This window comes from Cobetia sp. 2AS, from assembly GCF_029846355.1.
In the GTDB taxonomy this organism is placed as follows: domain Bacteria; phylum Pseudomonadota; class Gammaproteobacteria; order Pseudomonadales; family Halomonadaceae; genus Cobetia; species Cobetia amphilecti.
On the sequence record NZ_JARWKQ010000001.1, the window covers coordinates 443,722 to 457,469 of the forward strand.

The window sequence follows — 13,748 nt, forward strand, 5'->3', positions numbered from 1 at the left end:
CGCATTCAGGAGGCGTGTCATGGCCAGTGAACAGCCACGCAAGGCGGTACTTCAGGCCAGCGAGAGCGAGGGGGCCACCGCAGGCGGCGCTCATGTGGGCGAGGGCCACGGCAGCGCGCCGCGCGGCATGCTGCGCTGGCTGCTGACCACCAATCACAAGGATATCGGCACCCTCTATCTGATCTTCTCGCTGAGCATGCTGTTCATCGGCGGCATCATGGCGCTGGTGATCCGCACCGAGCTGTTCCAGCCCGGCCTGCAGATGGTGCAGCCGGAGTTCTTCAACCAGATGACCACCATGCATGGGCTGATCATGGTGTTCGGCGCCATCATGCCGGCCTTCACGGGACTGGCCAACTGGATGATTCCGCTGCAGATCGGCGCGCCCGACATGGCGCTGCCACGCCTCAACAACTTCAGCTTCTGGCTGTTGCCGGTCGCCTTCCTGTTGCTGCTTTCCACCCTGCTGATGGAGGGCGGTGGCCCCAACTTCGGCTGGACCTTCTACGCGCCGCTGTCCACCACCTATGCGCCGCCCTCGACCAGCTTCTTCATCTTCTCGCTGCACATCGCCGGCATCAGCTCGATTCTCGGCGCCATCAACATCATCGCCACCATCCTCAATCTGCGTGCCCCGGGCATGCGCCTGATGGACATGCCGCTGTTCGTCTGGACCTGGCTGATCACGGCCTTCCTGCTGATCGCGGTGATGCCGGTGCTGGCGGGCGCCATCACCATGATGCTGTTCGACATCAACTTCGGCACCAGCTACTTCAATGCCGCCGGTGGCGGCGACCCGGTGCTGTTCCAGCATCTGTTCTGGTTCTTCGGGCATCCCGAGGTTTACATCATGATCCTGCCGGCCTTCGGCATCGTGTCCGCCATCGTGCCGACCTTCTCGCGCAAGCGGCTGTTCGGTTACGCCTCGATGGTCTACGCCACCGGCTCCATCGCGATCATGTCCTTCCTGGTCTGGGCGCATCACATGTTCGCCGTCGGCCTGCCACTGGTGGCGGAACTGTTCTTCATGTACACGACGATGCTGATCGCGGTGCCGACCGGCGTGAAGGTCTTCAACTGGATCGCCACCATGTTCCGCGGCTCCATCAGCTTCGAGCCCCCGATGCTGTTTGCGATCGCCTTCATCGTCCAGTTCACCATCGGCGGCTTCTCGGGCCTGATGCTGGCCATCGCCCCGGCGGATTTCCAGTACCACGACACCTACTTCGTGGTGGCGCATTTCCACTATGTGCTGGTGCCCGGCGCGCTGTTCGCGATTCTCGCCGGAGCCTACTACTGGCTGCCCAAGTGGACCGGCTTCTATCCCCATGAGGGGCTCTCGAAGTGGCATTTCTGGCTGTCGGTCATCGGCGTCAACCTGACCTTCTTCCCGATGCACTTCTCGGGGCTGGCCGGCATGCCGCGGCGCATCCCGGATTACGCGCTGCAATTCGCCGACTTCAACATGCTGTCCAGTATCGGCGCCTTCCTGTTCGGTATCTCGCAGCTGCTGTTCCTGGTCGTGATCGTCAAGTGCGCGCGCGGCGGTGTCAGGGCGCCGGCGTGTGCCTGGGAGGGCGCGGTGGACCTGGAGTGGAGCGTGCCGAGCCCGGCGCCGCTGCATACCTTCGAGATTCCTCCGCAGACCCGCGATGGCCAGATCATCCGCTGAGCGATGGACAGCGGCCAGGAGAGTGACATGCCCTCACGCGATCACGCAGCACAACAGCAACAGGCAGTGGCACGCACCGTGCGGCGCACGCTGCTGGCGCTGGTCGCGATGCTGGGCTTCGCCTTCGCGCTGGTGCCGCTCTATGACGTCTTCTGCAATCTCACCGGGCTGAATGGCAAGGCCGCCAGTCAGGCCAGGGCCGCGGTGGCCATGGAGATCGACGAGAGCCGCTGGGTCTCGGTGCGCTTCATCACCCAGCAGGGGCAGGGCCTGCCGTGGACGCTCGAGGCGCTGGATGAGCAATTCCGCATCCATCCCGGTGGCCAGTACAGCGCGCGTTTCGTGTTCACCAATCACGCCGATTACCCGGTGCGTGGCCGCGCGGTCCCCAGTGTCAGTCCTGCCGAGGGCTCACTGCATCTGCGCAAGATCATGTGCTTCTGCTTCCAGGAGCAGACGCTGGCAGCAGGCGAGCGGCGCGAGCTGCCGCTGGTCTTTCAGGTCGATCCTGACCTTCCGGAGGGCATTCGTGATCTGACCCTGGCGTACACGCTCTATCCGGTCACGACGCCGTCATCCGCGGGGGACGATGGTGCAGAGCATTCTGCAGGAGGTGAAACATGAGCAGTGGCAGCTATTACGTCCCGGCCCACAGTGCCTGGCCCATCTTCGGCGTGCTGGCGGTGGGCGGCATGATGATCGGCACCGGAATCTGGATGGTGCACGGCAGCGCCGCCTGGCTGTCAGGCATCGGCCTGCTGGCCGTGGTGCTGGTGATGGCGGGCTGGTTTCGGGATGTGGTGCGCGAGTCGATGGGCGGCCTCTACGATGACCAGATGGACCGCTCGTTCCGCTGGGGCATGGCCTGGTTCATCTTCTCGGAATTGATGTTCTTCGCGGCCTTCTTCGGGGCGCTGTTCTATCTGCGAACCTTCGCGCTGCCCTGGCTCGATGGCGAGGGCGCCAAGGGAGTGACGGCGCTGCTGTGGCCTGACTTCACCGCCAGCTGGCCCCTGATGACGCCGCCGGATGCCAGCATCGCCGGGCCCAGAGAGCTGCTGTCGCCCTGGCAGTTGCCGCTGGCCAACACGCTGTTGCTGGTCAGTTCCAGCGTCACCCTCACGGTGGCGCATGAAGCGCTGAAGATGGAGTTTCGGCGCACGGCGCGCAACTGGCTGGCGGGCACCGTGGTGCTGGGGCTGTGCTTTCTGACCCTGCAGGGCATCGAATACTACGAGGCCTGGCATCACCTGGGGCTGACGCTGCAGGCGGGGGTCTATGGCGGCACCTTCTTCCTGCTGACCGGTTTTCATGGTCTGCACGTCACCATCGGCACCCTGATTCTGATCGTGATGCTGGTGCGCGTGATACGCGGCCACTTCTCGAGTGAACGTCACTTCGCCTTCGAAGCGGCTGCCTGGTACTGGCACTTCGTCGATGCGGTGTGGATCGGTCTGTTCCTGTTCGTCTATGTGTTCTGACAGCACGCGGCGTGATGTCAGTCCAGCATTCCGGTGGAGAAGCCAATGACCAGCAGAATCACCAGACACACTGCCAGGCCAACCCGCCATTTGAGAGAGGTCAGCAGGCGTCGACTGCGGCTGCCATCGCGCAGCAGAAAACCGGCGCCGGCGACCAGGCTTGCCAGCATGCCGATAAAGACCAGTGCGATCAGCGATTTGAGCAGCATGTCACCTCCCGGGGCGCAGACAGTGGCGGGTGAGCACAGCGCAGCACTCGCTAGTGACAGTCGAGCTCATCCGGCTGACAAGCGCAAGTCAGTGCCTGCGGCGCAGGTGTCATCCACAGCGGCGACGCAGGAGCGCCAGGTCGGACGCGGCTGGTGGCTGTTCTGGGGATGCCTGATCGTGCTCGGTCTGTGTCTGTGCAGCTGGCAGGTGATGCGTGGCCAGGCGCGTGCCCAGCATCTGGAGGATACCGCCAGCGCGCCGGAGCTGGTGATGCCGACGGCACCGCCCGCCAGTGCCAGCCTGATCGAGCTGCGCGGCGAGTGGCTCGCGGAACACAGCCTGCTGCTGGACAACCGCACGCTGGACAAGCGCCATGGCGTGGCGGTGCTCACGCCCTTCCGAACGCTGGATGGCCGCTGGTGGCTGGTGGAGCGTGGCTTCGTGGCATCGCCGGCCCCGCGCAGCGACCCGGAGTTCACGACCCCGACAGGCTCCGGGGTGATCAGTGGTCGCTGGCAGTGGCTGAACGGTCAAGGCAACAGTGGTGGCCCACTGTTCGGCCCCAACCGCGAGGGGCAGCGTCTGCAGCAGGTCGATCTGAGCGCCTGGCAGGCGCTGGGCACACCGGCCTTTGCGGGTGTCCTGCACCAGACGAGCGGGGAGGGGCGATTCCTGCCCTGGTGGCAGCCGAGCAACATGACGCCGGAGCGCCATTATGCCTATGCGTTGCAGTGGCTGGGACTCAGCCTGGGGGCGGCGGTGGTCATGGTTCTGGGCGCGCGCCGTCAACGCCAGTCCGCGCTACGTCAGCGCCAGGCCTAACGTCTGGTGCTTGTGTCTTGAGTCTGTTGTCCGCACACCCGGGCAAGCAGGGAAGCCGTCGTCAGGAGGAGAGCGATGACACACGTGATGCGACAGCGTCTGAAACTCGTGGCCTTGCTGGGGCTGTTGTCCGCCCCGCTGCCCTTGGCGTGGGCCATGCTGAGCGCACAGGTCGGGATTCCCGAGGGGCGGGTGGCAAACGGTGCCCTGTTGCCAAAGGTCAAGCCGCTCACGGACTGGTCGCTCGACTACCTCGTGACAGAAAACGCCACTGACAACGTCACCGAAAACGCCACAGGAAACGCGACTGGCAGCGCTGTTAGCGCGAAGGAGGCCCCCGGCATGCCGCCGCTGGCCGCCCGAGGCGCGGATGAGCAGCGTTTCTGGCTCAGCTGGCCGGAGCCGAACCAGCCACAGCTGGCCGCGGCGCAGGCCGAGCGCTGGTGGCGCCTGCATCGCGCGCTTGGCAAGGAGGCGCCACGCCTGGGCCGCCTGGTGGTGGCTGAAAAGACCTTTGTGCATCCTCAGGTGCCGGGCGAGCAACGGGCGCTCGGGCGCTGGCCGGCGCCCAACGACACCACCTCCGCGCCGCACCAGTTACGCCTGATCGACCCTCACGGGCAGGTCGTGGTCGCCTACGGGCCCGAGATTACGCCGCAGGCCGTGATGAAAGATGTGCGCCGGCTGCTCAAGCGTAATCCGGTTGCGCCTCGATAGTTAGCGCCTCGCCAGGCCGGACCTCGCCAGGTTGCGCCTCGATAGTTTGTGCCTAGCCAGGCCGGGCCTCTCCAGACCACGCCTCGCCAGGCCGGGAGTGATCTTCTTTCGCTTCACCAGGGAGATATGCCATGTCTCGCCTCGCCATACAGAAGCGCTATCCACCGCGGGCCTGCGCCGTCTCGCGGGCTCGCCAACGAGGGGCGGCGTTGCTGCCTCGCCCGCCATTTCTGCGCCACGCCACCACGGATGAAGCCTCAGCTGCGCAGGCCTTCTCGATGGCGACGCCTGAGCTGACGTCTGATCTGGTGCATGGCCCTGTCTCACGGCAGGCGGCGAGCCGGCGGGTGACGGCACGCCTGTGGCGCAGCAGTCAGCGACTGGTCGCCAGCATGCTGGGACTGGTCATTCTGGTGATCGGGCTGGGAGCCTGGACGCGGCTGGTGGACGCCGGGCTGGGGTGCCCCGACTGGCCGGGCTGTTATGGCGCCCTAGTCGTGCCGGATGCCCAGACGGCGAGTCTGCATAGCCCGCATCATCCGCTTGAAGGCTACAAGGCGTGGGCGGAGATGATCCATCGTTATGCGGCGAGTCTGCTCGGGCTTGCGGCCATCGCTTTGCTCGCACTGGGCTGGCGGGTTCGCCGTCGGGATGCTCATCAATCGCAGACCTTCGAGGGTGGCAGCGGCGAGGCAAAGGTGACTGATCACTGGGGCGAGGAGGCGCGCACTCGTTTTCCCTTGGCCGGCTGCTGGCTGTTGTTGGGCATGCTGTTGGTTCAGGGCGCGTTCGGGGCCTTTACCGTGACGCTGAAACTGTGGCCGCAGGTGGTGACGCTGCATCTGCTGGGCGGTCTGAGCGTGTTGAGCCTGCTGCTGTTGCTGTGGCTATCACTCAGACGACGGGCGGCGCACCTCAATGTGACGGCTGAGCAACACAAGGCGAGCGCTGATGCAGCGCACATCCGGCGTCAGCCCTGGCTGGCCACTCTGGCCGCGGCTCTGCTGCTGGGGCAGCTGGCCCTGGGGGGCTGGACCTCGAGCAATTATGCCGGGCTTGCCTGTGAAGGTTTCCCGACCTGCAATGGTGCCGCATGGCCGGCGATGGACTGGGGAGAGGGCTTCCACCTGACCCAGGATGTCGGCCCCAGCTATCTGCATGGGCAGCTGCATGGTGAGGCGCGCACGGCCATCCACATGGCGCACCGTGGCGGGGCCGTGCTGCTGGGGGCGGTGCTGTTGGCGCTGTATTGGCGCCAGCGCCGCCACTTGCCGGCGCGGACGGCGGCACCTGACAACCCCTGGCGCTGGGCGCTGGGGTGTTGGCTGGTGCAGGCAGGCTTGGGAATCGCCAATGTGCTGTGGTGGTTGCCGCTGGATCTGGCGCTGGCGCATACCCTGGGGGCCGTCGCGCTGACGCTGGCGATGGTGTGGGCGATGGATCAGATGCGCCAGGCGGCTCGCCTCAAGCGGGCATCCGTCTCGCAGGCGCTGGCCTGATGAGAGGCAGAAGGTGGGCAAGACGGTAAGCAGAAGAGAGGCACCCAAGCGCGCGTGATCGCGCTCACAAGACCGCAAGAGGCCGCTCATGAGAGCGGCCTCTTGCGGTCTGCATCGTATCAGCCGTTATCCTGTCAGGCCGCGCTGCCGAAGCGCTCCTGCAGGTAGGCATTGATGGTGTCGGATTCGTACATCCACTCTTCGCGACCATCGTCATGGGTGATCAGCAGGCACGGCACCTTGACACGACCGCCACCCTGTTCGAGGGCCTGGCGGTGAGTGGCGTTGTGCTGGGTGTCGCGTTGCTCGACGTTCAGGTTCAGCTGATGCATGCGCTTGCGCACCTTGATGCAGAACGGGCAGGTCGAGAACTGATACAACGCCAGCTTGGCCGTCTCGGCATCCACCTCGGCCTGCTGGGCGGGGCTGCGCTCGAGCGCGCTGCCGCGGGTCAGCTTCTCGCTGAGCAGCATGAAGGGAGCCAGCACCAGACGCAGGGTGCGGAAGAACAGGCGGATGATGGAGCGCATGGCAGAACCTCATGGGACGTGCGGGTATCGGCGCCAGTGCCGCAGGGCGGGTGGCGAATTCAGAATGGGGCCATTCTAGAGCTCAGCGGCCTCGGCGTCTTCCCCATGCGCGTTGCGGATATGCGTCAGCAGGGACTGTCGCAACCAGCGGTGCCCGGGGTCCTGCTCGTGGCTGGCATGCCAGATCAAGCGGTAGCTGAGCGCGGGCAGGCGCATCGGTAGCTCAAGGATCGCCAGCCCATGCAGCTCGCTGCTGGCCTGGGCAAAGCTTCTGGGGGCGCAGAACACCAGCTCGCTGTGCGCGACGATGCTCAGGGCATCGCGGAAATCCGGCACCAGCACGCTGATGCGGCGTGGTGCGCCGTGCTGCTCCAGCCGCTCATCCAGCGACCAGCGTGAGCGCCCCTCGCAGGTGGCCTGCACATGACTCAAGGCCGCGAATTCACTCAGCGTCATCGGTGTCTGGCGCCGCGTGAGCGGATGATCATGCCGCACCAGAATCATATGGTCGTCGCGCCACAGCAGGCGTGATTGGAAGCCAGCGGGGAGGGCGGGCGGCTCGCCCGGGGTCTCGGCACTGTGATCGTGTCCGGCAAGCCCGATATCCAGCTGGCCCTTTTCCATCAGGCTCAGGCAATCGGCCTGCCAGCGACTGATCTCGAGGCTGCCATGCGGCAGCGCATCGGTCAGTGCGCGCGTGCAGGACGGCATCAGGGTCGCCCAGGCGCTTTCCAGCACCGCCAGTTGAAAGCGCCGCTGGCTGGTGGCGGGGGTGAAGGTGGCAGGGGCGCTCAGATTCTCGAGGCGCGAGAGCAGCTCGGCCAGTTCACCACGCAATGACAGGGCCTGCGCCGTGGGGCGCAGACCGTGGCGTTCGCGAATGAAAAGGGCGTCATCAAACATCACGCGCAGGCGTGCCAGACTCTTGCTGACGGCAGACTGCGAGAGGTGCAGACGGCCCGCCGCGCGCGTCACGCTGCACTCTTCCAGCAGCACCTGCAGCACCTGCAGCAGATTGAGGTCGATGCGCGTGTTGAAGGGCGTGTTGAAGGGCGTGGCCGCTGGTGCTGAGCCCGAAGACGCAGGCAGTGAAGACGCGGCTGGAGACTGGGCGGCAACCGGCCTTGCGGGTGTCTGCGGGGCTGTCGCGCTCATGAGTTTCTCCAGTGGAATATCAGGCCTGAAATAATATCATTTTGCTTCATAAGTCGCAGGCGCTAGGCTCTGCGGATTCTTGATGGCCCTTTGTCGGGCCGCCCTTGGCTTCTGACTCTCGAGATTATCCATGTCCGTGTCTTCCTCTGCTGCCGCAAGGCCCATGCCCAACGCACGACTATTGCTGTTGCTGCTGGTCGGCTGCGTGATGTTCTCGCCGCTGGCGATCGATATCTATCTGCCCTCACTGCCGGCGATGGCGCGCGAATTCGCCCAGCCTACCGATGTGATGCAGATGACGGTGACGCTGTTTCTGGGCGCTGTGGGTGTCGGGCAGATTCTGGTCGGCCCGTTGACGGACCTCTACGGACGGCGTCCGGCGCTGTTGGGTGGCGCGACGGTCTATCTCGTCGGCGCGATGGTCGCCGTGCTGGCACAGGACATCAGCATGCTGTATCTCGGGCGTATCCTGCAGGGGCTGGGGGCATGTGCCACGGTGACGGTGGCCTTCGCGGCCGTGCGTGACTGCTACACGCCGGAGCAGGGCGCCAGGATGTACAGCTATCTGAATGGTGCGCTGTGCATCATCCCGGCGCTGGCGCCGGTGCTGGGCGGCCTGCTGGCGGTGCAGTTCGGCTGGCGCTCCAACTTCCTGTTCATGGCCGCCTTCGCGCTGTGCGTCGGCCTGATGGCGTGGAAGAGCTTTGGCGAGACGCGTCCGGCCACGACGGTCGTGGAGCGTCCGCTGTACAACTGGGCGCGCTACCGCCCCGTGTTGACCAGCTGGCGCTTCCTGTATCAGGCGCTGGTCGCGATGGCCGCGATGAGCGCCATCCTGCTGTATGTGTCGTCGTCCTCCGAGCTGCTGGTCGAGCGCCTCGGTCACTCCGAGCTGGTCTTCAGTGCCCTGTTCGGCGGCAATGCCGTGATCAATATCATCACCTTCTTCTTCGCACCGCGCGTGATCACGCGCCTCGGCCGTCAGCCCACCGTGCGCCTGGGGCTGGCGATTATCCTGCTCTCCGGCCTGATGCAGGGCGCGGCCTTTGCCTGGCTGCCACTGTCGGCCGCGGCCTTCATGGTGCCGGTGGCAGTGCTGTCGGTCGGCTTCTCGCTGGCGCTCGGCGCGGCGTCAAGCCTGGCGCTGGAGGCCTTCGCTGAGCGTGCCGGCACCGCAGCGGCGCTGCTCGGCAGCATCCAGCTCGGCGGCTCGGCAGTGGTGGCGACGGCGCTGCTCAATACGCCGCTCGCCCCTCAGCAGGGGCTGCTGCTGATCAGCGTGGTGATGGTGCTGCCGTTGCTGCTGTTGGGCGCGCGACGTCAGCCGGGCGTCTAGTCGGTAGGACTGGCCGGTGCGACTGGCCGGGCATGGAGGATTCGCTGGCTGACAACCACGGCGGGCCGCGGGGCAGAGATGGTTCATTGAAGGCCCCCGACCGGAGTATGCTTGTCGCTCGATCCGCATGTCGCCAAGGAGGCACCATGGAATCAGCGGCGCGTGTGCGCGTGATACTCAACGGGGACAAGGCTCAGCAGCCGGAGCTGCGTGAGGCCATCTTCGCTCAGCGTGAGCGTATGGCAGGGCTTGAAGTGCGGTTGACCTTCGAGGGTGATGATGTCGCGAGACTGGTGCGCGAGGCGGTCGATGAAGGCGTCACGCGGCTGGTCGTTGGCGGCGGTGACGGCACCCTCAATCTGATCGCCAATGCATTGATGCAGCATCCAGTCGCGAAGCGTCCGGAAGTCGCGATCCTGCCGTTGGGCACCGCCAATGACCTGGCGACCTCGCTCGGCATCCCCGAGCCGGTGACGGAATCGCTGGCGCTGGCCTGCGAAGGGGCGGCGCGAGCCGTCGATGTGGTGCAGCTGGATGATGCCTACTTCCTCAACATGGCCTCGGCGGGCTTCGGTGCCGAGGTGACGCGCTCGACGCCCGGTGGCCTCAAGAAGCTGTTCGGCGGCGGGGCCTATTCGCTGATGGGCGTGCTCAAGGCATGGGACTTCCGTCCCTATCGTGGCAGCGTGACCCTCAACGGGGTGGAGGAGGAGCTGGCGTTGTTCGTGCTGGCGATCGGCAATGGTCGTCAGGCGGGCGGCGGTCAGGAGCTGGCACCTCGGGCGCTGCTCGATGATGGCTGCTTCGATGTGCTGGTGATCCGCGACTTCCCCATCGCGCGGGTGGGGGAGGTGATCGAGGAGCTGGAGTCGCTTCCCGACGACGGCCATTTCGTGCGGTATGTGCGCACTGACTCGCTGCACTATCGGGGTGAGTCGCTGCCGGTGAATCTCGATGGCGAGAGCTATCTGATCGAGAACAGCGAATTCCAGCTGATTCCCGGCGCTCTGCGTCTGGTCGCCCCGCAGGGCGCCGCCCTGCTGACACACTCATGAGCCCGCAGCTGGGCCATTGAGCGCTGGCTGGGCCATGAGAGCTGGCTGGTACACGAGCGCAGTCTGAGGTTTACTCAGGCTGCGCTCGTTGCGTTGGTGGCAGCGTATTCTTCCAATCTCTCGGCCGCGCAGGGCGGGAGTCAGGACTTCAGGGAGTGATTGCATGGTCGGTTTGGCGGCGTGGCATATCTGGGTCATCCTCGCGCTGATTCTGGCGTGGCTTGAGCTGCTGGGCGCGCAGTTCGTGCTGCTGGCACTGGGTGTCAGTGCCCTCGGGGGCGCTCTGGCGGCGGGGCTGGGGGCGGGGCTAAACATCCAGTTGATCAGCGTCGCGATCACGGCCCTGGTGCTGGTGCCGCTGTTCGTGCGCAAGATCCATCCCTATCTGTTGCCCAAGACGCCCTACGGTACCCTGGGCAGCGGCGCGGAGACCGGGCAGCTGGCCAAGGTGATCATCGGCAACGGCGGCAAACCTGCCGTGCGCGTGTCAGGCAATGAGTATCCGCTACGCTGGGAGGGGGAGACGCCGCCGACAGCGGGGGACACGGTCAGGATCGTCAGCGTCGAAGGCATCACCGTCTGTGTCGAGCCTGTCTCGAAGGAATCGGTCTCGAAGTAGTCTGTCTCGAAGGAAACTGCACAAAGACGCCATGAGATCGCGGCTCGACGGCGCGGTCGTGGTGGCAGCGGATCAAGCGTGATCGGATATTTCACAAGGGCTTGCGGATACGGCCCAGTTCAAGGGAGTTGAGCAATATGATTATCAGTCCGGGACTCATCATCATTCTTTTCATACTGGCGCTGGTGGTAATCCTGCTGGCCAAGGGATTGATGATCGTCCAGCAGTCAGAAGCCGTCGTCATCGAACGCCTCGGCAGCTACAGCCGCACACTGGAATCCGGCGTGAATCTGGTGATTCCGTTCATCGACAAGCCGCGCTCCATCACCATTCGCCGTTATCGTGAGGTCAAGGGCGACAACCTGCCGCTGGTGGTGGAGGAGACGCGCATCGATCGCCGCGAGACGGTGATGGACTTCCCCGGCCAGAGCGTGGTGACGACGGACAACGTCACCGTGACAGTCAATGGCGCGCTCTACTTCCAGATCGTCGATCCCAAGCGCGCCGTCTATGAAGTCGAGAACTTCACCCAGGCCGTCGAGGTCCTGGCCAAGACCAGCCTGCGCTCCGAGATCGGTCGCATGGAGCTCGACAAGCTCTTCGAGAGCCGCAAGGAGGTCAACGACGCCTTACAGATCACCATGGATGAAGTCGGTGACAAGTGGGGCGTCAAGGTGACGCGCGTCGAGATCCAGGACATCAGCATGCCCGAGGAAGTCGAGGACGCCATGCGGCTGCAGATGGCGGCCGAGCGCAAGCGTCGCGCCACGGTGACCGAGGCCAATGGCCAGCGCGAAGCTGCCATCGCGACCGCCGAGGGCGAGAAGCAGTCTTCGGTACTGCGCGCCGAGGGTGACAAGCAGGCCGCGATTCTGCGCGCCGAAGGTGAGCGTCAGGCCATCTATCAGCTGCGCGATGCCATCGGTGCGGAAGACCCGCAGCTGGTGGTCGGCTACATGCTGGGGCAGAAATATCTGCAGGTGCTGCCGGACATGGCGCGCGAAGGTGATCGCGTCTTCATCCCCTACGAGGCCTCTGCCTTGCTGGGTGCCATGGGCAGTTTCCGCGAGCTTGCCACTGAAGTCGGCGAGCCCACCAATGCCAGCAATGAAGGGCTGCGACGCGCCCGTCAGATGATGACCGGCGAAGCGGGCCTGGGCTGAGTGTATTGTGCCGAGCAGTGAGTGGCAGTAGGCTGCCGCTCCACTGAATATTCACCGCATCTGGAGCAAGACGATGACAGCAATGACTACCGATCATGAGCGCTTCCTGCAGGCCGCCATTGAAGAGGCGGAAAAGGGCTATGCGGCTGGCGGCGTGCCGATCGGCTCGGTACTCGTCCATGATGGCAAGATCATCGGTCGTGGCCACAATCAGCGCCAGCAGAAGGGCAGCACGGTGTTGCATGGTGAAATGGATGCACTGGAAAACGCCGGTCGCCTGCCGGCCAGCGTCTATCGTGAATCCGTGCTCTATACCACGCTGTCACCGTGCCCGATGTGCAGCGGTGCCATCCAGCTCTACGGTATCCCGCATGTCGTGGTTGGTGAGAACCACACCTTCATGGGCGCGGAAGACCACCTGCGTGGCCTGGGCGTCAAGGTCGACGTGGTCGACAACGCGCGTTGCCGCGAGCTGATGGCGACCTTCATTCGCGAGCAGCCGGACGTCTGGAACGAAGATATCGGTGAGTGATCGCGGCGCGGTTTTTGGTGGTAGCTGATGGAAAATGGTGTTCGTTAACACTATTCTGCTGTGAAAAGGGCGGAATGCTTGAAAAGCTGTCGGTCTGGCACCATGTCTTGGGTATCAGGCGCCAAGCCACGCTTTCGCTTGCATGACTACACGACCTTTGTTGCAATGCCACTTGCAGGAAACAGGGGCTGGCAACTCCCCACCTATCATGGAGAAGACGATGAAACTCAAGCAATGGATGATTCCCGCACTGGCCGCTGGCCTGTCTCTGGCCATCGCTGGTTGCGATAACGGCGATACTGACAAAGCTGCCCAGAACGCCGAGACTTCTGCCGAGCAGAGCGCCGAGCAGGCTGAACAGAGCGCCGATCAAGCGACTGACGCCGCTGCCGAGAAGATGGACGAGGCAGCTGACGAAGCGGCCGCAGAGATGGATGACGCTGCTGACAAGGCCGACAACATGGCTGACGACGCTGCCGAATCCGCCGATGCCATGGGCGATGAAGCTGCTGCCGAGAGCGAAAGCGCCCTCGACGCGACCAAGAACGCTGCTTCCGAGACCTATGAGTCTGCCAAGGAAGGTGTCAACGACGCTGCTGACGCCACTGCCGATGCTGCCAAGAACGCCTATGACTCCACCAAGGAGCAGGCTGCCGAGCTGACCGACTCCGCTGAGCAGTCTGGCGACAACGCTGCTGCCGAAGCGAACGAGAAGATCAACGCTGCGCAGCAGGATGCCAACGAGTCCATCGACGAAGCGCAGCAGTAATCACTGGCCAGCGAATGCTGGCGTGATGCCTGTCGCAAGCCGTGTCACTGGCTGAGTGCGAGTGACACGGCCGCCGATACAAGAACGCCGCGCCCCTTTGGGTCGCGGCGTTCTTGTTGATGGCGACTCTTCGATAAGCGTGAGTCAGGCCAAGGCCTGGCCACAAAAAAGCCCGCCGGAAGGCGGGC

General features: G+C 64.6%; 15 protein-coding genes. 12 read left to right on the forward strand and 3 right to left on the reverse strand.

Annotation, left to right across the window (positions count from 1 at the left end; all coding sequences use genetic code 11):
- Window positions 1-19 precede the first annotated feature (19 nt).
- The 3 genes from ctaD to QD356_RS01920 are packed head-to-tail and all read left to right on the forward strand — an operon-like array spanning window position 20 to window position 3,153.
- Window positions 20-1,672 carry a cytochrome c oxidase subunit I gene (gene ctaD / locus QD356_RS01910; RefSeq protein ID WP_107335293.1) on the forward strand — a complete coding sequence of 551 codons (1,653 nt, stop codon included), beginning with the start codon at window positions 20-22 and terminating at the stop codon, window positions 1,670-1,672.
- Between the two features lie 27 nt (window positions 1,673-1,699).
- A complete protein-coding gene (locus tag QD356_RS01915) occupies window positions 1,700-2,296 on the forward strand; it encodes a cytochrome c oxidase assembly protein (RefSeq protein WP_192838461.1) in 597 nt (198 codons plus the stop codon).
- Window positions 2,293-3,153 carry a cytochrome c oxidase subunit 3 gene (locus QD356_RS01920; RefSeq protein ID WP_131431479.1) on the forward strand — a complete coding sequence of 287 codons (861 nt, stop codon included), beginning with the start codon at window positions 2,293-2,295 and terminating at the stop codon, window positions 3,151-3,153. The genes QD356_RS01915 and QD356_RS01920 overlap by 4 nt, the downstream gene beginning before the upstream one ends.
- Window positions 3,154-3,170: 17 nt before the next feature.
- Here the strand turns inward: QD356_RS01920 and QD356_RS01925 are convergent, their stop codons facing one another.
- Complete coding sequence (locus QD356_RS01925; protein ID WP_043337068.1) at window positions 3,171-3,362, reverse strand: DUF2909 domain-containing protein; 192 nt, start codon at window positions 3,360-3,362, stop codon at window positions 3,171-3,173.
- Window positions 3,363-3,468: 106 nt separating this feature from the next.
- Here QD356_RS01925 and QD356_RS01930 point away from each other — a divergent pair, with 106 nt between their 5' ends.
- The 3 genes from QD356_RS01930 (at window position 3,469) to QD356_RS01940 (ending at window position 6,401) form a co-directional block, all read left to right on the forward strand.
- Window positions 3,469-4,185, forward strand: a complete 717-nt coding sequence (locus QD356_RS01930; protein WP_279876627.1) for an SURF1 family protein — start codon at window positions 3,469-3,471, stop codon at window positions 4,183-4,185.
- Window positions 4,186-4,260: 75 nt separating this feature from the next.
- A complete protein-coding gene (locus QD356_RS01935; RefSeq protein WP_192838463.1) occupies window positions 4,261-4,902 on the forward strand; it encodes a hypothetical protein in 642 nt (213 codons plus the stop codon).
- Window positions 4,903-5,033: 131 nt separating this feature from the next.
- Complete coding sequence (locus QD356_RS01940) at window positions 5,034-6,401, forward strand: COX15/CtaA family protein (protein ID WP_264158079.1); 1,368 nt, start codon at window positions 5,034-5,036, stop codon at window positions 6,399-6,401.
- Window positions 6,402-6,535: 134 nt separating this feature from the next.
- Here the strand turns inward: QD356_RS01940 and QD356_RS01945 are convergent, their stop codons facing one another.
- Both QD356_RS01945 and QD356_RS01950 read right to left on the reverse strand, forming a co-directional pair.
- Window positions 6,536-6,931, reverse strand: coding sequence for a glutathione S-transferase N-terminal domain-containing protein (locus QD356_RS01945; protein ID WP_043337063.1), 396 nt, complete (start codon window positions 6,929-6,931; stop codon window positions 6,536-6,538).
- A gap of 75 nt (window positions 6,932-7,006) precedes the next feature.
- A complete protein-coding gene (locus QD356_RS01950) occupies window positions 7,007-8,086 on the reverse strand; it encodes a LysR family transcriptional regulator (RefSeq protein WP_192838464.1) in 1,080 nt (359 codons plus the stop codon).
- 130 nt (window positions 8,087-8,216) lie between these two features.
- On the opposite strand from QD356_RS01950, the gene QD356_RS01955 reads away from it, so the two are divergent.
- From QD356_RS01955 to QD356_RS01980, 6 genes are all read left to right on the forward strand, one after another.
- Window positions 8,217-9,422, forward strand: coding sequence for a multidrug effflux MFS transporter (locus tag QD356_RS01955; protein ID WP_225347735.1), 1,206 nt, complete (start codon window positions 8,217-8,219; stop codon window positions 9,420-9,422).
- 146 nt (window positions 9,423-9,568) lie between these two features.
- Window positions 9,569-10,477 (forward strand): lipid kinase YegS, encoded by a 909-nt coding sequence (gene yegS / locus QD356_RS01960; RefSeq protein ID WP_192838465.1) that lies wholly within the window; start codon window positions 9,569-9,571, stop codon window positions 10,475-10,477.
- A gap of 163 nt (window positions 10,478-10,640) precedes the next feature.
- Entirely contained in the window at window positions 10,641-11,096 is a 456-nt protein-coding gene (locus QD356_RS01965) for an NfeD family protein (RefSeq protein WP_192838466.1), read from the forward strand.
- Between the two features lie 137 nt (window positions 11,097-11,233).
- A complete protein-coding gene (locus QD356_RS01970; RefSeq protein ID WP_043337056.1) occupies window positions 11,234-12,259 on the forward strand; it encodes an SPFH domain-containing protein in 1,026 nt (341 codons plus the stop codon).
- Between the two features lie 82 nt (window positions 12,260-12,341).
- Entirely contained in the window at window positions 12,342-12,791 is a 450-nt protein-coding gene (locus QD356_RS01975; RefSeq protein WP_107336621.1) for a nucleoside deaminase, read from the forward strand.
- Window positions 12,792-13,011: 220 nt separating this feature from the next.
- On the forward strand, window positions 13,012-13,560 hold the full coding sequence (locus QD356_RS01980; RefSeq protein WP_192838467.1) for a hypothetical protein: 549 nt from the start codon (window positions 13,012-13,014) through the stop codon (window positions 13,558-13,560).
- Window positions 13,561-13,748 lie beyond the last annotated feature (188 nt).